This is a genomic window from Mageeibacillus indolicus UPII9-5 (genome assembly GCF_000025225.2).
Lineage (GTDB): Bacteria > Bacillota > Clostridia > Saccharofermentanales > Fastidiosipilaceae > Mageeibacillus > Mageeibacillus indolicus.
This window is the reverse complement of sequence record NC_013895.2, coordinates 511,199-527,868: the sequence shown is the minus strand read 5'-3', so window position 1 is coordinate 527,868 and position 16,670 is coordinate 511,199. Positions and strand designations below refer to the sequence as shown.

The following is a 16,670-nucleotide window of genomic DNA, read 5'->3' as shown; positions in this document are numbered from 1 at the left end:
TATGAGAATTCTTCTAGATACAAACATTGTAATCCACCGCGAGAATCGACGTATATCTAATTATAGCATAGGTCATCTTTTTCGTTGGATAGATAAGTTAAAACATGACAAAGTAATTCATCCATATACAATAGATGAACTCAAAAAATATCGCGATCCAGAAACGCAAGAAGTTCTTTCTGTCAAACTAGATGCCTACAACATCATTAAGACTGTACAAAAACCCAGCTCCGAGTTTTTAGACAAAGTATCACTTTACGATAAGAATACTAACGATGCTATTGATAATTGCCTATTATATGAATTGTACAGCGGCAGAGTTGACGCATTCATCACAGAAGATCATAAATTAAGAAATAAGGCTATCAGTTTAGGGCTTGCAGATAGGGTGTTTTCAATCAATAGCTTTATTAGCAAAGTATCTTCAGATAACCCTGATTTGATAGAATATAAGGCACTCTCTGTCGAGAAAACCTGCTTCGGTCAAATTGATGTAGGTGATAGTTTCTTCGACAGCTTTAGGGATTATTATGATGACTTTAATAGATGGTTTGCTCGTAAGTGCGATGAAGATGCCTATATCTGTCGTGCAGATGAGGGACAAATACTAGGTTTCTTGTATCTTAAAACGGAAGATAGTCAGGAAAACTATTCAGATATTCAACCTTTATTTACTCCTAAGAAACGCTTAAAAGTTGGCACTTTTAAGGTCGAATCAACTGGATTTCGCCTCGGGGAACGTTTTGTAAAAATTATTTTTGATAATGCTCAAAAGCGAAAAGTAGATGAAATATATGTGACCTTATATAACGATCGTGACGAACTGAAAGCATTGGAAGAATTGCTATATAGGTGGGGTTTTGTTTACTGGGGAACTAAACGCAATAATGGCTTAAGTGAAAAAGTTTTAGTAAAACACTTAGGGACAATAGCGAATGGGCAATCCCCAAAGCAAAATTATCCTAACATTTCAAGCTCATGCAACAAATTTATACTACCAATTATGGCAAAATATCATACATCTCTTTTGCCCGATTCACAATTAAATACTGAGGACAGAATTAACTTTCTTGAAAAAACAGCCTATCGCTATGCTCTTCAAAAAGTATATATTTCGTGGGCTAATACAAACAGTGCAAAACCTGGAGATCTTTTTCTCTTCTATAGGATGGCAGAAAACGGTGAGATCAAAAAATACAGATCGGTCATTACAACTATTGCACTTGTCGATGAAATTATAGATTCTATTCCAAGCGAAGAGAATCTTTTATCATTATGCCAAAACCGTAGCGTTTTTACTGTGGATGAGTTAAAGAACTTTTGGAGAGATCACAACCGTAACTTAAAGATAATAAAATTTATCTTTGTAAAAAGTCTCAACAAGAGACCCACACTCAGCGATCTACGAGACATGGGCATTATTGACGCTTCAAGTGGACCAAGACCATTCACAATAATAACTGATGCTGAATTTCATAAAATTATAGCATTTGGCAAAACTGATATGAATTATGCTATAGAAGAATAGGAGTAATATATTTTGAAAGCACTTCTTTTATCAATAAAACCAGAATATGTAGAAAAGATATTACAAGGTACTAAAAAATTCGAATATAGAAAGCAATTGGCTAAAGAAGATGTATCTACAATGTACATCTATAGCACATCTCCGTTTAAAAAAATTGTTGCGTCAGTCCAAATTAAAGGACGACTTTCCGCATCACCCAGCAAGCTGTGGGAAAAAACAAAAACTGCAGCAGGAATAAGCCGATCTAAATATCGAGAATATTTTCGCGGATATAAAATTGCTAACGCCTATATCTTAGGTGATGTAGAAGTATTTGAACAAGAAAAGGAATTGTCTGACTTAGGATTAAATTCAGCACCACAATCCTTTATTTACATTAGCATTAGCCATGAATAAACGGGTGTGCAAAAGAATTTCTGTAACTGTCTGCTTTTCTAGCTTAGTGCCCTACAATCAGTGCTTGGTTTTATAGGGTCCTAATATTAATCAAGTACTACTTATTGCATTGTACATCACTCAGCTTCGGGAATAAGTCAAGTCTTGATAGACACCCTTGGAACCATGAGCACCCCCTAAAGCAAAAACACACACCCTTGTCTAAATAACACACACACCCCTAAAAGCAAAAAGACACCCCCTAAAAAACAAAAAATCTAACGTCCATTTCCGCCAGATCGCCTCTACAGCTCTTCTCATTTAAATAGTTTTGAAAAAACCCTTATTTACAGCACTTTAGCAGACGGCATCTGTAACTTTTTGCCGCCATTCGAGTAAATACTTCTCGTAAAGTGTGCCTTCAAAGGGCTCAATCATAGCTGCAATAAGCTTAACTACATCGTGATGAGGGGTATAGAATTCTCCTTCTTCCTTTGTTGCATTAACTGCGAACTCTTTAAGAAAGTATTCATACACATAGCCGATTAAATCTTTTTCTTCACCAAAAGCCTTGTGGCTTATTTTATTAACTTCATCAACAATTTTTTTGATGTCATTAGCCGCTAAATTACGAGTGGTAAATGTACCCTTTATAAAGCAACCTTTAAGCTGAGGATCTTCCGCTTCAAGTCTGCTTAATGCAGTGTCCAGTGCAACATTGAGTTTGGGAGCAGGTGTGTTGATTATAGTTGACCATCTTGCTTCTACAGGAAGATTGTATGTTCCATCTGCAAATGTAGCATCATCAAAGAATGCGGCTCTGATGTTTTCATCATCAGGGTCTAGTCCATGCTCAATTAAAGTCTTACGGAGTGCTTCGATGCCATCTTCGTATTTCTCACCGATAAAACGCAAGAAGACAAGCGTGAGCATCATATCTTTTTTTTCAAAGAATGAGCCGGAATTTCGTGCTGCACGTAAGTAATCTCTACAATTAAAAAGTATGCTATCTATATTTAAAGCTTTATCAGCAGTTTTCTTCTTTGCCATTACTTTTCATCCTCCGCTATAAATTCCAAAATATCGTCGGGCGTGCAGTGTAAAGCCCTGCAGATACTTTCAACTTTTTCCAGTGATATATATTGCCCAGTGCATAGTTTCGTAATAATGTTGGCGGAAATTTGCTCATTCTCATTAAGTCCTAATTGGAAATATCTTCTTCGATCATACGATATAAAAGTTTTTTATATCTAACAGCCATAGTTCCCTCCATATTTCCTTAATTTATATTATCTCGGTTCTGTGAATATATCAACGATATAAAGAGCTAGTTGGCTGGAATATAGCAAATTAAAGCCCTAAGTGAATGACCCTAAGTGCGGTTAATTTTCTTCTTGAAATTCGGGAAATTACTTATGCACTTGGCCGCACTTGGCCGACTTTTCTCAAAATCAACTCTTCTAAAACCAACTTCTTCATGCTTTAATATAATGCAGAATATTTTTGTGAGATCCTTCGACGATCTTTTTTAGGAGTGCTATGGAAATATCTTACACGGTCAAGATGGCGGATTCCGGTCGACCTGTCTATCAAATTTTGATGGAACGTCTGCATTTTTCACGTCTGCTGATAAAAAGAGTAAAGCTGCACGGACGCATGGAAATAGACGGCAAACCTGAGTTGATGAAAACACCGGCACAAAGTGGACAAAAAATAGTCGTCTTTTACATGGATCCGGCTGGTGAAGTAAATAGGCCGATAGAAGCGCAGCCCGATATTCCAATACTTTTTCAAGATGAGTGGTTCATCATATGCAACAAGCCGGCCAATCTGGTCACTCACCCTACCTATTTGCACCATGCAAATAATTTGACCGCCAGATTATGTTCTGACTTGCTTCATCCCGTCAATCGTCTGGATCGCGATACCAGTGGGCTAGTTATTTTGGCCAAAAACGGCTATGCCCACCACGCTCTCACAACTGTTTCAATTGCCAAACGTTATCTGGCTCTCGTACATGGAACCCACGTGCCGGACGCTGGGGAAATTAGCCTGCCCATCGCTCGTTCCCCCGGTTCAATAATTTTGCGTGAAATTAATGCGTCCGGGCAAACCGCAATAAGCCGGTTTATTTGCCTTAAGCGGTGGCCGGCCGCGCAAGTTTCTCTGCTGGAGTACACGCCGGTGACCGGGCGCACCCACCAGCTACGTTTGCATAGCTTGATGAGCAGTTGGCCCATCGTCGGGGAAACACTTTATGGCTGCAATCGTTTTTATCCGGGATGGCCTCGCCTTCGGCCGCTGTTTGCTAGAGCTGATGCCAAGCTGAAGGATGAGGCCTATGAGGGAGAATTCCTCGTGCCGCGCGAAAAAATCGGCGACTTGGCTGAACTTTGTCCCGCCTACTTTGATCGCGACCTGTGTCTGCGGTGGGACGAATCCATGCCGCGGCAAGCTCTTCATGCGTATAAACTGGAGTTCGTCCACCCTCTGACTGGAGAAAAAATAGCTGTTGAAACTGCTTTGCCCGACGATATGAGCCATACCGTCGACCTATTGAATAAGTTTACCGATTGTTATTCTTGCCCAAACACCATCAGCTGACATCGGTTGAAATCGATTGACATCAGTTGAAATCGGCTGAAATCGGTTGACGCAAACGGAATCAATTAAACGTCTGACCGGAGTCCACAACAATGTTTTGTCCGCTGATTCCCTGTGCCGCCGGCTCAGCCAAAAAGCATACAGCAGCCGCCAAATCGGCCGGGGTTGTTACACGTTTCAGAGAAGTAGTCGCAGCAATCAAATCAAACACTTCCGGAGTCGTCACCGCTGAAGCGTCTGTCGTTTTAAGCAAACCGCCCGAAACCATATTGCACGTTATCCCGTACTTACCCAATTCTGCCGCCGCGTTCCTTACAAAGGCAAGTAAAGCACCTTTACCGGTAGTGTATTCGTGATAAGGTACAACCGGACTTTGGAATAGATTGGTCCCTATCGCAATGAAACGAGGATGATTTTGTTTTTTTAAACTAGCTAAATTCGTTTGCAGCAAGTTTAAAGCTCCCTTAACCGAGCCTTCCATTTGCGCAAGATAATTTTCCCAACCGATATTTTCAAGATCAAGTTGCTTAGTCGGATCAAAACGGAAATTGATCAATGCATTGTGAACCAAGACATCAACTCGCCCGAATTTCTGTAAGGCGGCTTCATGCAAACGTGTCATAGCCGCTTTATCTCTGACATCCGCCTGCACGGGTAGGACGTTGTCCACACCGAATTCCGCTGCTAAGCTTTGGGCGCCGCTCGGGGTCTGATAGTAATTGGCAACTACGTAATAGCCTTTTTCCAAAAATTGTCGGGCAATCTCTCGGCCTAGGCCGCGGCTTGCGCCTGTAACAATGGCCACTCTTTTTTCCATAAAAATACTCCTTTGGCTTTATTTATTAATAACGAACCGAGGAGTACCATAACAAGTGAAAAGATAGTTTTAATTGCTTCCTACGCTTATCTTAATAAACAGGTTCAAAGGGTCAGGTTTTAGCCTTCTCAACCGCTCGCGGTCCCCCTGCAATTCATCATCTTTTTTATTATAGCGCATATACCAAGTACTGTCCTTTACAAATTGAGCCCGGCATCGCGCTTTTCAGATTTGCATCGCGCTTTTCAGTCTGGCCTTGCTGACTTGAAACCATGTACCCGCTTAAACTCAGCCGCCTTGCCATGTAATGATGACGCCAACTTTTCTGCCGTAGCCCGATCAGTATCGCCAGCCAGCAAACGAGCAATTTCCGCCTTGGCCCCATTTTGGTCAAGCTCAGTCAAATAAGTATTGGTCCGACCATCAGCAACTTCCTTATAAATTTTGTAATGTTTATCGGCCATAGAAGCAATATAGGCAGAGTGGGTAACACAAATCACCTGGGCATCTCTGCTGAGTAAAAGCAATTTCTCACCTACCCGCGCAGCTGTTTCACCGCTCACTCCGCTGTCTATTTCATCAAATATAAGCAAAGGAACGGAATCGACCTTAGCCAAAACAGCTTTGATTGCCAACATAATTCTCGCAGCCTCGCCGCCAGAAGCTATCTTGTATAACGGCTTGTAGCCCTCCCCTAAATTGGCTTGCAACAGGAATTCCACTTCACAAAGTCCATAAATCGTCGCTGTACGCGGTGCGCGCTGCTTGAACTCCACTTTGAAAGCCGCCTGTTGCATGCCCAGGTCGGCCAATTCACGATTAATTGACGAGCTTAATTCAGCCGCGGCGGCGGCAAGACATTTTTGCCATATTTCCCCTTTAACACTTACCTCATTCCAGGCAGCATCTTCTGCAGCGGTAAGCTTTTGTAAGGCTGCTTCCAGGCGAGTCAGCTTGTCCAGCTTAATTTCCGTCTGCTGCGCGAAATCCAGTATAGCAGCTTCATCCTTGCCGTATTTTTTCTTCAGCCGGGCAATTCTGTCCAAACGCTGCTCGATTTCTTCCAAGATATCTGGGTGAAAGTCAAGTTGTGCGGCCAATTTATTGATACCACGGGCAAGCGGCAACAACAGCTCTTTGGCTTGGCTAAGATTGTCGAGCGGTAACCCGGCTTTTTCCAACAAGGAACTGACTTTTTCGGCTGCTGCCCCAGCCTGTTCGAGCAAACTTATGGCCCCGCCAGCCTCAGCTCCATCTCCTTCTAGACACAACGCAATCTGCTGTAAAGATGCTATCAGTCCTCTTAATTGACTCAATTTCTGCTTTTTTTGCCTAAGAGCATCCTCCTCACCCGGTTTTAAATCCAGACTTTTGATTTCATTTATCTGATAACTAAACAAATCAATCATGCGCTCGCGTTCTTCATCACTCAGATCCACCCGATTGAGCTGACCGACAATTTTGCGCCAAGCTTGCCAGGCTTTCTGATATTCTTGATATTCCTCCGGCCATTCCCCGGCCGCGTACTTAATAAGAAGCGGGGCGTGCTCAGCCACTTCAAAAATCTTTTGACTGTCTCTTTGGCCGTGTACCGTCACCAGATCCTCTCCCAAACGTTGCAATTCATGCAAAGGAATCAAGCTCCCGTTTAGTCGACAAAAGTTGCGACCAGCCGTGTTTATGCTCCGCGCCAGAATCAAGTCATCATCTTCCGTTTCTTCTGCAAGAAAGTCAGCACGGTTTTGCCGACTCAAGGCTGCAACACCATGCGAAAAATAGGCCTCAACCGAGGCATTTCGGGCGCCTGCTCGTATTTGCTCTTTGCTCATTTTGCTACCTTGCACGGCTTGTATAGCCCCTAGCAAAAGTGATTTACCGGCACCGGTTTCCCCCGTAATAACCGTGAATCCTGCGGCCGGCTCAAACACCGCCTGCTCAATCAATGCCAACTGTTTAATTTCCAATCGTTCAAGCACTTTACACCTCTGTAAACCTATGCATGATCGCCAAGCCAATTTTTACATATCGCCCGGCCTAAGCTGCGTTTCTGTATCTTTTCCGGCACTTTTGTATAAAAATTTTGCTTGGTCAGAGAAATAAGATTCAATGAAAGCGAGTTTTTCGCCACCTTAATGACATCGTCCGTGTCTAACTGAATAGTATTACGACCATCTACCGAAAGGTAAGAACTACTGTTCGGTTGCTGCAAACGGATTTCAATCACGCTATCTTCAGCTAAAACATAATTGCGGTTATGTAATGTGTGCGGACAAAGCGGCGTAAACAATATTGCCCTCACCCGAGGATCAATTATCGGACCGCCAGCCGCCATGGCATAGCCGGTAGATCCGGTCGGGCTAGAAATTATTATTCCGTCTCCCGGTATTAATTCAACAGTCTCATTATCAATGTTTAGCTGATAGGTCTGAATCGGCGACGACGGATCACGATTGCACACCGCATCATTGACGGCAAAATCTTCATATTTAATCTGCCCCAGCTTATCCTTGCACCATACTTTAAGCAGCATGCGCTGATCCAGGCTGTAATTACCTGCGACAATAGCTGTTAAGGCATCTTGCATTACCTCAACATCAATTTCGGTCATAAAACCCAGACTGCCGAGGTTTATGCCGCCCAAAGGCATTCGCCACTCACCCGTCCAATGCGCGGCAGAAAGCAATGTTCCATCACCCCCGATTGCCAAAACAACGGCACATTCCGCGTATGAACTGAATTCAACCCCTGCAAGCTGGTAAATTTCGCTTTGATGGTGCTGGGGATCCACAACTACTTCTACCCCTAAATCGCGCAAAAATTTAACTGCTTTGTTGCTTACTTGCAAATGGCAATCCCTTCTCATATTTATTACTAAACCGATTTTCATTGTGCACCCTTCCGCTAACCAACGATAGAATCGACGCTACTAGTCCAGTCGCGTCAAGGCCGAGTTTTTTTCTAGCTCCTGCAATCGTATCATGCTCTACTATAATATCAGGAATGCCCAAAGCATGGCAGGGTATGTGGTACAAAGCAAGTATTTCCGCCATCTCTTGACGGAAATAGCTGCCAAAGCCGCCTATTGAGCTTCCTTCTTCGATGATCAGTAAAGGCTTATCCCGCAAGAGGAGTCTTGCATATGCTGATTTATCAAGCGGTTTAAGCTGAATCGGATCAATAATTCGCAAAGTAATGCCGTATTTGCGCAGCTCCTCGGCCGCTTGGCAGGCCTGACCGACTAATGGTCCTACCGCCAGCACCATTAGAGAAGCTCCTTCACGAACCAACCGGGGAGCCGGAGCTGTTTCACTGACTTGCTCCGCAAAACTCGACGGATACAGCTCCGACTCCTTACCCTTAGGGTAACGAATGACGGCAGGCCCGATGGATTTTGGTTCATTTATTGACTTTAATGACTCACACCTGTCGCCTGGTTTTTCGCTCTCACATTCAGGATCACAGGAATGTAAGCGACGAAAATCATAAGGCACACCATATCTGGCATAACTGAGACAGTTCTTCAAATCGTAGTATGTGGCCGGCGCAAAAATACGCAAGTTGGGCAATGGCAGCAACGCCGCCAAATCATATAGGCCTTGGTGAGTTTCACCGTCTTGCCCCGACAGCCCGGCCCGATCCAAACAAAATGTCACGGCCAAATTTTGCAAACAGCAATCATGAATGATTTGATCATAGGCGCGTTGTAAAAAAGTCGAATAGACAGCTACAACCGGCTTTATTCCCCCCGCGGCCAACGCTGAAGCGAAGGTTACAGCATGGGCTTCCGCGATCCCAACATCAAAAAAGCGGCGCGGGTATTTTGCGGCAAATTCCGTAAGCCCGGTCCCACTTGGCATCGCTGCTGTAATCGCGCAAATTGACTCGTCGGTAGCTGCTAAGTCAACAATTGCCCGGCCGAAAGCCGTGGTGAAATCTGTCGGTAGGGAATCGTTGCTGAATCCATCTGGATTTTTTTGCTTGCCTTTTTGAATATAATAAGGCGCGACTCCGTGATAATCGGCCGGAGAAGTTTCAGCCGGGAGGTATCCTTTACCCTTGATTGTAGCAATGTGCAGCATACGCGGTCCTTTGACCAGCTTAAGGGCACTTAGATAACGTTGAAGTTCATCTTGGTCATGCCCGTCTACCAATCCATAATAGCGAATGCCTAAGGCTTCAAAAATAGAATTGCCTGGCTGAATCGCGTTACGCGTACCTTGCTTCAATTTCTGCAACAGTTTAATGAAGGGGCGACCCCATACGCCGCAACGCAAAAGACTTCTTTCTATCTTGGGTTTCAGTTTCAAATAGTTTGGATTGACCCGAATGTTCTTCAGATGGCGGCTGAAGCTGCCGACATTGGGTGCTATGCTCATTTGATTATCATTCAATATAATTAATATATCATCATCCGGCAAAATATTGTTCATCGCTTCCCAAGCCAAGCCGCCAGTCATCGCCCCGTCACCGATTACCGCAATGACAGTATGCGGTCGTCCCTGCAATTTTGCCGCCCTGGCCAAACCTATGGCCGCAGAAACGGATGTTGTACTGTGGCCAGTATTGAAGGCGTCATAGACCGGGCTTTCACTGCGTTTGGGGAAACCGGCAAGTCCCCCCGCTCGGCGCAGGGTCATGAATTCTTTTTTGCGGTCGGTCAAAATTTTATAGGCATAGCTTTGATGGCCGACATCCCAAACTATCTGTGTATCTTTAAAATCGAAATTTCTTAATAAAGCTATCGTCAGTTCAACCACGCCTAAGTTAGACGCCAAATGACCACCATTAGCCTCGGTGACGGCAATTATATAAGCTCTTACCTCTGCGGCCAGCTCGCGCAGCTCCGCCGTTGAGTAAGCTGCCAAATCTTGCGGCCCATTATAGGTTTGCAAAATTTTGCCGAGTTCAATCATCCTGTCAAACCTCGCGATCCACCAGCCAAGCGGTAAGCTCGGCCAAGTTTTTTGTCTCATAGCCGCGATCAGCCAGATCCGCTAAAGCTCGTTTAGCGATATCGGTGTATCGAACCAGTTCTCTTTTGGCCTCCACCATTCCCAGAACCTTCACGAACGTTGTCTTATGCTCAGCGGCATCTTTGCCCAATGTTTTGCCCATACGTTCGCTTTCGGCTTCGACATCAAGAATATCATCGCGGATCTGAAAAGCGATGCCCAAATTTTCAGCAAATTGCGACAATTGTCGCTTAGTCGGTGCGTCGGCCTCCGTCAAGGTCGCAGCAGCTAAAACCGGAGCCGCAATTAAGGCAGCAGTTTTACGTTTTACCATCTCACACAAATCTTGGTATGTTACTTTTTGGTCAGTGAAGGCTAAGTCGCGCCATTGCCCATGAACCATTGCTAAAGCATTTTGCGCCAAAATCATACCGGCTTCAACATTATCCGTTTTTGTTGCATATTGCCAAGCTTCCGAAAGTAAAGCATCTCCGACTAGGATAGCCTGCCCTTCCGAGAAAAAAGTATGCAAAGTCGGACGACCGTGGCGCAAGCTGTCATTGTCCATGGCCGGCAAATCATCGTGTATTAAAGAGTAAATATGGATAGATTCAACTGCACGGATTAAATACTTAAGAGCGTCAGGCCAAGTTTCACTTTTCGTCGGCAGAGTTTGCCTGCTCAGCATCTCGTAAACTAAGACGGCCAAAGTCGGACGAAGCCGCTTGCCACCTGCCAACATTGCATAAGTAATTGCTAAATCAAGTTCGCTAACCGTTTTGTCGCCATTGCCTGCCGCTTCCTGCTCCGCCCGATACTTTGAAAAATATCCCTGCCATTCCGCCGCAGTCGAACACAAGTTTTGCCCACGTATGACAGCTTCAACCGCCGCTCGGGGTAAAGTATCCGCCAAAACAGCATTAATGCTTTCAATCATATTTTTAAGCAAATTCAAAAAATCAGTCCTTGTATTCACTTTGCCGCCCCTCAAACGGAATTTCAGTTCCGTCATCACTTTCCGGCAACAACTGACTTATCTTTTGTTTAGCTTCATTGAGTTTGTCCTGACAAAAAGCACTCAGTCGCACGCCTGTGTTAAACAGTTGAATAGACTCTTCCAAGCTTAATTGACCGCGCTCAAGTTGAGTTGTTACCGTTTCCAACTTGCGCAATGCACTTTCAAAAGAAAGTTCACCTTTTTCGGCTGAAACGTCGGATCCGTTTAATTCTTTATTATTGTCATCTATATTATCCATCGCAAGTAACTCCTTTGCCATTAATTTTCTCAACCGCCAAAACTTTGCAAGCTAATTTCCCGTCCTGTAAAGTCACCTTTATATTGTCGCCGGGAAGAATTTTGGCCGTACTTACCGCTACAGCATCGTTTTTGTCGGTTACTAGGCCGAAGCCGCGCATCAAAACGTTAAGCGGATTAAGGTTGTTCAATTTTTCTGTTTGCAAGCGCCATTGTTGCTCCTTTTGCAGGAGAATGTAGCGAATATGTTGTGAGGCCGCCGCGAACAAATTTTCGATCTGACTGTGGTTTCGCTCTGTTTGCCGCAAAGGATGCTGATTTTGTAAGCGATTAATTGCCGTTTGCCAGGCACTGAAAAATTTATTAAGCAAGGCTGCCGCCTGCGTCGCCGTGAAATGCGCGGCACAATGGCTGTATCTGAAATTAGCCGCCTCCCAGTTGCGTTCCAAAGCAAACGCCATTCGCCGCTCAGCGCCGGCAATGCGCGTCTGTAATTCATCCCGTACCGGCCACACCATTTCTGCAGCAGCGGACGGAGTAGGTGCGCGATGATCGGCGACAAAATCACAAATAGTGTAATCGGTTTCATGGCCTACCGCGCTTACCACAGGAATTTCTGAGGCGGCAACGGCCCGCGCTAGTTCTTCATCATTAAACGGCCATAAATCTTCTATGCTGCCGCCACCCCGACCGATAATGATCACATCAACATTTTTCAGGCGATTAAACAACAAAATTCCACGACGTAAAGTTGCGGCAGCCGTTTCACCCTGCACAGCAGCAGGATACAGCAAAATATCCGCCGCCGGGAAACGCCGGCAACTGACATTACAGATATCTTGGATAACAGCGCCGGATGGTGAGGTTATCACGCCGACTCGCCTAGGAAGTAATGGCAAAGGCCTGGCATTGGCAAACAAGCCTTCCGCCGCCAATTTTTCTTTCAAGGCCAGATATTTGGCGTAAAGCTGCCCGCTTCCAGCTTCTTCAACAGCCAAAACAATTAGTTGGCATTGTCCCCTAGCCTCGTAGAAGTCGATTTTACACCGAAGCTTTACTTTTTTCCCGTCTTTTAAAGGAAAACTCAACCGCGATGCATTAGAATTATACATAACACATGACAGCTGAGCCTGCTCATCTTTGATTGTAAAATATATGTGCCCTGAAGAATAACGCTTGACCCCTGACAATTCGCCACAAATCCAGTACGCGGACAAATCGGCAGAGCGTCGGATCAATTTATGGATATAAGCGGCTACTTCGGCAACACTGTGTTCAGGATATATATTCTCCGTCATAATGTCTTCCGTCATAATATCTTCCGCCATTACACCTCATCCGCTTCTGTCTCCGCCATATCTTTCACGGACTGCTCATCTTCTTTTGGCATTAATTTGCCGAGAATACCGTTAATATAGCTACGCGACTCTTCGGTACTATATTTTTTAGCAAGCAAAACAGCTTCATTAGCAATAATACTGAAAGCAACATGTTCATATTTAATCTCATATAAGGCCAAGCGCAAAATAGCCAAGTCAACACAAGGCAAGCGATCCACCGTCCACTTTTTCAGACAAGTGGAAATTTGGCGGTCAAATTCCGCCGTCTCCTTTATGACCCCATCAACAACTCCGGTGATATATGAAATGTCTGCATCTTCAAAACCGAACTCATCACGGCAACTGCGCAAAAAATACTCGCGTTGCGCAGGAATATCGTCAGTTTGTACTTGAATCTGGTACAAAAATTTAAATGCTTGTTCCCTTGCTTCTCTTCTCTTCATAAATCCACCTTTCACCGAAAAAGACCGGGGGGAAGAATCCGATTAAGCCATTTACGCAAACTCTCCGAGTCTCGAAAAAACACCGCTCCCATTGTATAGCCAGCTACCGTCATCAATAAAATAAAGACCAGACGCATAAAGCCAAAAATGACCCACAGCAAGGCGATCAGGAAAAATGTCCCGGCACCGATCATGGAAATATTCTTCCCTTGCAAAAATTTTATCAGCGGTTCCAAAAAATTCCGCATCATTCAACCTTCGCTCCTACCAATTCAACCCGTGAAACATTGACACTCACCTGTGCAACGGGAATGCCGGAGTACCTTTCAATATCTTTCTTGATTCGCTCCTGAATTTTTGCCATTTGAGCCGGGATTTCAACATCAGAGTATAAGACGACCGTCAAATCCACATTTATTTGCGCACCTTGTGCCGCGTAAATTCTAGCCTTAGCCGTCTTGATGCCAGCTTGAGCAGCTCGGGCTGAATTGAGGGCAATACTCTCCAAAGCATCAACGCCTATTTCTACAATACCGTTTTCCGTTTTCCGCAAACGGGTGTGGCGCAGGCGGCCTGTCAGGAGTGCATAAACCAAGGTTCCTACCGACAAAGCAAAAATTACGAAGCCTCCGATTGTAGCCAACCAGAACATTTTTCGGCTATATGTCAGAACCGCAAAAAACACCGGAACTGCGGCAGCCCAAGTTCCGTTAAGTAAAAATGACAAAAATAGTAAGGCGGCAATAGCCGTCAATAAAGAATAGACGCTGATCAAAAATCGGTAAAGTTTACGCATTTTCCACCTCTTCAGGGCGTAAGACGATATTCTTCACATGAACATTGACGGCTTCAACTACCAAGCCGGTATATTTTTCGACATCAGATTTGATGTTTTCCTGAATAGCCCAAGCCACTTCCGGAACAACCATACCGTAATAAATAATCGGGTAAACCGTCAACGTAACCAAGTTGTGGTCTTCTTCTTTAAATTGAACCGTAACACCGTAACCTTCATGTTCCAAACCCAAAGCCTCTTTAAGACCTGCCACGCCGCTTCGATCCATATCCGCAACGCCTTCAGTCTGTCGGGCAGCCTCGGCGGCATACTGGGCGATGAACCCCTGTGACATGGTTCTTTCGCCCTTGACTGTAAACAGTTCCGCCATAGCAAAAATTATACTCTTTCCAAATATTCGCCGGTCCGTGTATCAACACGAATCGTTTCGCCTTCATTGACAAACAGCGGAACACGAATCGAAGCACCGGTTTCAACAATAGCTGTTTTCGTCGCATTTTGAGCCGTATCACCTTTGACACCCGGCTCAGCCTGCGTGATCAGCAAGTCAACAAACAACGGCGGTTCAACACTGAAAACTGTTCCTTTGTAAGATATAACCTTACAAACCATACCTTCTTTCAAGTATTTCAAAGCATCACCTAAGATTTCAGCAGTAAACGGCAGCTGATCATATGTTTCCACATTCATAAAATAGTACAAATCGCCGTCAGCATACAGATAAGACATGTCCGATCGTTCCAACTGAGCGTTTTCAAACTTTTCATTAGGGTTGAAAGAACGCTCTAACACCGCTCCTGTGCGAATGTTTTTATACTTCGTACGTACAAAAGCTGCCCCTTTACCGGGTTTAACATGTTGAAATTCAACGACCTGAAAAACATTATTATCCATTTCAAAGGTCATGCCGTTGCGAAAATCGCCTGCTGTAATCATAGTTCCTCCTCAAACAAACCAAATTAAAGATATTATTTTCTTAGTTTATTACATATTTGTTGCATTTTCAATCGTCGGCCGGAGTGTTGCGCTGATAAAGCTTATTCAACTTCGCAAAATAATCCCAGTCGATATGCTCTGTTGTGCCGAATGGCAGACGATAGCTCCAGTTATTTTCTTTCCGTCCCGGCAAGTTCATTCTTGTATCGCCGCCGAAACCGCATAAATCCTGCACCTGAGCCACGGTCAATTTCGCTGCCGATTGCCACAAAACCCTTAACATACGCCGAACCAACGGACTGTTGAATCCGCCTTTGCCCCAGTCGGCATCAGCCGGAAAATCTGCATAATCAAGCACATAGCGACGGAGCTCGTCATCCATTTCCCAAATCCAACCGATCAAAGTGGTATTGTCATGAGTTCCAGTATACGCAACCGTCGGATATTCCCAATTGTGCGGCAAATCGTCCTTTACCCCACCGATGTTAAACACAAATTGCAACACTTTCATGTTGGCCAATCCAGCCGCATCAATACCTTCACGAGTCTTGGCATCTATGTCACCCAGATCTTCCGCAAAAATACGTTCCGCCGGCCAGTTACCAAAAACCTGACGATAAAATTCCATATAAGGGGCCTGCCGCCATTCGCCTGAAGTTGCATCAGGGCTGCCGTAAGGAATCGCCCAGAAAGTTACCAAGGCTCTGAAATGGTCAATTCTCAGTTTATCAAAAGCCTCTAGGGCGTGTTGCATACGCAACTTCCACCAAGCAAAATTCTCCTTTTGGTGGGCAAACCAGTCATATATCGGGTTACCCCACAATTGCCCCGTTGGCGAAAAATAATCCGGGGGTACGCCTGCCACTTCAGTAAATTTCATGCTTTCCATGGCAAAAAGCTCTCGATGCGACCACACATCGGCCGAATCTCCATCAACATAAAACGGAATATCACCGATTATCCCAATACCGAGTTCGCGAGCTTGTTTGTGTAGGCCGCTCCACTGGCGGTTAAACACCCATTGTTCAAAATAGCAGCGGTCAATTTCCTCTTGGTGTTTTTGCATGAAATCAGCTACCGCTTGCGGCTCATGCGCCGCCAGAGCTTTGTCCGGCCATTCCCACCAGGGCAACAAATTGAAAGTGCGTTTTGCTGTTATGAAGCAGGCATAATCCGTAAGCCATGCAGATTCTTTAGTGATGAAAGAACTTATATGCTGGCGAAGTTTGGCGGTCACCCGGCTAAAAGCAAGATTCAAAAATTTATCAGCTGTTGCCATAGCCGTTTCATAGTTCATATTTGAGGCTGTTTGCGGATAAATACACGCTTCCGCTTCCGCCGCCGTAAGTAATCCGTCAGATACCAACCCACGTGGATCGATCAAAGCCGGATTGCCGGCAAAGGCGGATAATGACTTATACGGGCTGTGAAATTCATCGACGATAGTCAATGGAAGAACTTGCCAATAGGAAAATCCTGCTTTTTTGAGTTTTTTCAGAAAATCAACCGCTTCTACCCCCATCGTTCCACAACCATAAGGGCCGGACAAGCTAGCAATGTGCAGCAAAACTCCGCTATACCTGCTTTTCATAAATTTAACTCCTTTTTTCTCATTTACAAATAT

At 44.6% G+C, this 16,670-nt stretch carries 18 protein-coding genes and 1 riboswitch; of the genes, 3 read left to right on the top strand and 15 right to left on the bottom strand.

Going from position 1 to position 16,670, the window contains the following annotated elements:
• The first annotated feature begins 1 nt into the window (after position 1).
• Together HMPREF0868_RS02380 and HMPREF0868_RS02375 are read left to right on the top strand one after the other, a co-directional pair.
• On the top strand, positions 2–1,528 hold the full coding sequence (locus HMPREF0868_RS02380; protein WP_012993117.1) for a PIN domain-containing protein: 1,527 nt from the start codon (positions 2–4) through the stop codon (positions 1,526–1,528).
• Positions 1,529–1,540: 12 nt separating this feature from the next.
• Positions 1,541–1,924, top strand: a complete 384-nt coding sequence (locus HMPREF0868_RS02375; protein WP_012993116.1) for an ASCH domain-containing protein — start codon at positions 1,541–1,543, stop codon at positions 1,922–1,924.
• A gap of 336 nt (positions 1,925–2,260) precedes the next feature.
• Here HMPREF0868_RS02375 and HMPREF0868_RS02370 read toward each other — a convergent pair whose 3' ends face one another.
• Both HMPREF0868_RS02370 and HMPREF0868_RS08630 read right to left on the bottom strand, forming a co-directional pair.
• Positions 2,261–2,953, bottom strand: coding sequence for an N-6 DNA methylase (locus HMPREF0868_RS02370; protein WP_012993115.1), 693 nt, complete (start codon positions 2,951–2,953; stop codon positions 2,261–2,263).
• The gene (locus HMPREF0868_RS08630) at positions 2,953–3,036 is read right to left on the bottom strand and encodes a helix-turn-helix domain-containing protein (RefSeq protein WP_242821324.1); all 84 of its coding nucleotides are present in this window, start codon (positions 3,034–3,036) and stop codon (positions 2,953–2,955) included. Before HMPREF0868_RS08630 ends, HMPREF0868_RS02370 begins: the two co-directional genes overlap by 1 nt.
• A 406-nt stretch (positions 3,037–3,442) precedes the next feature.
• Here HMPREF0868_RS08630 and HMPREF0868_RS02365 point away from each other — a divergent pair, with 406 nt between their 5' ends.
• Positions 3,443–4,507: an RluA family pseudouridine synthase gene (locus HMPREF0868_RS02365; RefSeq protein ID WP_012993114.1), complete on the top strand. Its 1,065-nt coding sequence runs from the start codon at positions 3,443–3,445 to the stop codon at positions 4,505–4,507.
• Between the two features lie 61 nt (positions 4,508–4,568).
• Here HMPREF0868_RS02365 and HMPREF0868_RS02360 read toward each other — a convergent pair whose 3' ends face one another.
• The 13 genes from HMPREF0868_RS02360 to malQ form a co-directional block, all read right to left on the bottom strand.
• Positions 4,569–5,324: a 3-oxoacyl-ACP reductase gene (locus HMPREF0868_RS02360; protein WP_012993113.1), complete on the bottom strand. Its 756-nt coding sequence runs from the start codon at positions 5,322–5,324 to the stop codon at positions 4,569–4,571.
• A 60-nt stretch (positions 5,325–5,384) separates the two neighbouring features.
• Positions 5,385–5,483, bottom strand: a riboswitch (TPP riboswitch).
• Between the two features lie 86 nt (positions 5,484–5,569).
• Entirely contained in the window at positions 5,570–7,300 is a 1,731-nt protein-coding gene (gene recN / locus HMPREF0868_RS02355; RefSeq protein ID WP_012993112.1) for a DNA repair protein RecN, read from the bottom strand.
• A 17-nt stretch (positions 7,301–7,317) separates the two neighbouring features.
• Positions 7,318–8,211, bottom strand: a complete 894-nt coding sequence (locus HMPREF0868_RS02350) for an NAD(+)/NADH kinase (RefSeq protein ID WP_034574706.1) — start codon at positions 8,209–8,211, stop codon at positions 7,318–7,320.
• On the bottom strand, positions 8,144–10,297 hold the full coding sequence (dxs, locus tag HMPREF0868_RS02345) for a 1-deoxy-D-xylulose-5-phosphate synthase (RefSeq protein ID WP_081470230.1): 2,154 nt from the start codon (positions 10,295–10,297) through the stop codon (positions 8,144–8,146). Before dxs ends, HMPREF0868_RS02350 begins: the two co-directional genes overlap by 68 nt.
• A complete protein-coding gene (locus tag HMPREF0868_RS02340) occupies positions 10,242–11,252 on the bottom strand; it encodes a polyprenyl synthetase family protein (protein WP_012993109.1) in 1,011 nt (336 codons plus the stop codon). Before HMPREF0868_RS02340 ends, dxs begins: the two co-directional genes overlap by 56 nt.
• On the bottom strand, positions 11,236–11,532 hold the full coding sequence (gene xseB, locus HMPREF0868_RS02335) for an exodeoxyribonuclease VII small subunit (RefSeq protein ID WP_012993108.1): 297 nt from the start codon (positions 11,530–11,532) through the stop codon (positions 11,236–11,238). The genes HMPREF0868_RS02340 and xseB overlap by 17 nt, the downstream gene beginning before the upstream one ends.
• Complete coding sequence (xseA, locus tag HMPREF0868_RS02330; RefSeq protein WP_012993107.1) at positions 11,525–12,859, bottom strand: exodeoxyribonuclease VII large subunit; 1,335 nt, start codon at positions 12,857–12,859, stop codon at positions 11,525–11,527. Before xseA ends, xseB begins: the two co-directional genes overlap by 8 nt.
• A complete protein-coding gene (gene nusB / locus HMPREF0868_RS02325) occupies positions 12,859–13,314 on the bottom strand; it encodes a transcription antitermination factor NusB (protein WP_012993106.1) in 456 nt (151 codons plus the stop codon). The genes xseA and nusB overlap by 1 nt, the downstream gene beginning before the upstream one ends.
• A gap of 11 nt (positions 13,315–13,325) precedes the next feature.
• Complete coding sequence (locus HMPREF0868_RS02320; RefSeq protein WP_012993105.1) at positions 13,326–13,565, bottom strand: DUF2273 domain-containing protein; 240 nt, start codon at positions 13,563–13,565, stop codon at positions 13,326–13,328.
• The gene (amaP, locus tag HMPREF0868_RS02315) at positions 13,562–14,110 is read right to left on the bottom strand and encodes an alkaline shock response membrane anchor protein AmaP (protein WP_012993104.1); all 549 of its coding nucleotides are present in this window, start codon (positions 14,108–14,110) and stop codon (positions 13,562–13,564) included. Before amaP ends, HMPREF0868_RS02320 begins: the two co-directional genes overlap by 4 nt.
• The gene (locus HMPREF0868_RS02310) at positions 14,103–14,480 is read right to left on the bottom strand and encodes an Asp23/Gls24 family envelope stress response protein (protein WP_012993103.1); all 378 of its coding nucleotides are present in this window, start codon (positions 14,478–14,480) and stop codon (positions 14,103–14,105) included. Before HMPREF0868_RS02310 ends, amaP begins: the two co-directional genes overlap by 8 nt.
• A gap of 8 nt (positions 14,481–14,488) precedes the next feature.
• Entirely contained in the window at positions 14,489–15,046 is a 558-nt protein-coding gene (efp, locus tag HMPREF0868_RS02305) for an elongation factor P (RefSeq protein WP_012993102.1), read from the bottom strand.
• A 67-nt stretch (positions 15,047–15,113) separates the two neighbouring features.
• Positions 15,114–16,637, bottom strand: a complete 1,524-nt coding sequence (gene malQ / locus HMPREF0868_RS02300) for a 4-alpha-glucanotransferase (protein ID WP_012993101.1) — start codon at positions 16,635–16,637, stop codon at positions 15,114–15,116.
• Positions 16,638–16,670 lie beyond the last annotated feature (33 nt).

What these genes read in the sequence shown, in the direction of transcription:
- HMPREF0868_RS02380 (WP_012993117.1), top strand. Translation starts at nt 2, where the DNA reads ATGAGAATTCTTCTAGATACAAACATTGTAATCCACCGCGAGAATCGA.
- HMPREF0868_RS02370 (WP_012993115.1), bottom strand. Translation starts at nt 2,953, where the DNA reads ATGGCAAAGAAGAAAACTGCTGATAAAGCTTTAAATATAGATAGCATA.
- HMPREF0868_RS02365 (WP_012993114.1), top strand. Translation starts at nt 3,443, where the DNA reads ATGGAAATATCTTACACGGTCAAGATGGCGGATTCCGGTCGACCTGTC.
- HMPREF0868_RS02360 (WP_012993113.1), bottom strand. Translation starts at nt 5,324, where the DNA reads ATGGAAAAAAGAGTGGCCATTGTTACAGGCGCAAGCCGCGGCCTAGGC.
- HMPREF0868_RS02350 (WP_034574706.1), bottom strand. Translation starts at nt 8,211, where the DNA reads ATGAAAATCGGTTTAGTAATAAATATGAGAAGGGATTGCCATTTGCAA.
- dxs (WP_081470230.1), bottom strand. Translation starts at nt 10,297, where the DNA reads ATGAGACAAAAAACTTGGCCGAGCTTACCGCTTGGCTGGTGGATCGCG.
- xseB (WP_012993108.1), bottom strand. Translation starts at nt 11,532, where the DNA reads ATGGATAATATAGATGACAATAATAAAGAATTAAACGGATCCGACGTT.
- xseA (WP_012993107.1), bottom strand. Translation starts at nt 12,859, where the DNA reads ATGGCGGAAGATATTATGACGGAAGACATTATGACGGAGAATATATAT.
- nusB (WP_012993106.1), bottom strand. Translation starts at nt 13,314, where the DNA reads ATGAAGAGAAGAGAAGCAAGGGAACAAGCATTTAAATTTTTGTACCAG.
- HMPREF0868_RS02320 (WP_012993105.1), bottom strand. Translation starts at nt 13,565, where the DNA reads ATGATGCGGAATTTTTTGGAACCGCTGATAAAATTTTTGCAAGGGAAG.
- amaP (WP_012993104.1), bottom strand. Translation starts at nt 14,110, where the DNA reads ATGCGTAAACTTTACCGATTTTTGATCAGCGTCTATTCTTTATTGACG.
- HMPREF0868_RS02310 (WP_012993103.1), bottom strand. Translation starts at nt 14,480, where the DNA reads ATGGCGGAACTGTTTACAGTCAAGGGCGAAAGAACCATGTCACAGGGG.
- efp (WP_012993102.1), bottom strand. Translation starts at nt 15,046, where the DNA reads ATGATTACAGCAGGCGATTTTCGCAACGGCATGACCTTTGAAATGGAT.
- malQ (WP_012993101.1), bottom strand. Translation starts at nt 16,637, where the DNA reads ATGAAAAGCAGGTATAGCGGAGTTTTGCTGCACATTGCTAGCTTGTCC.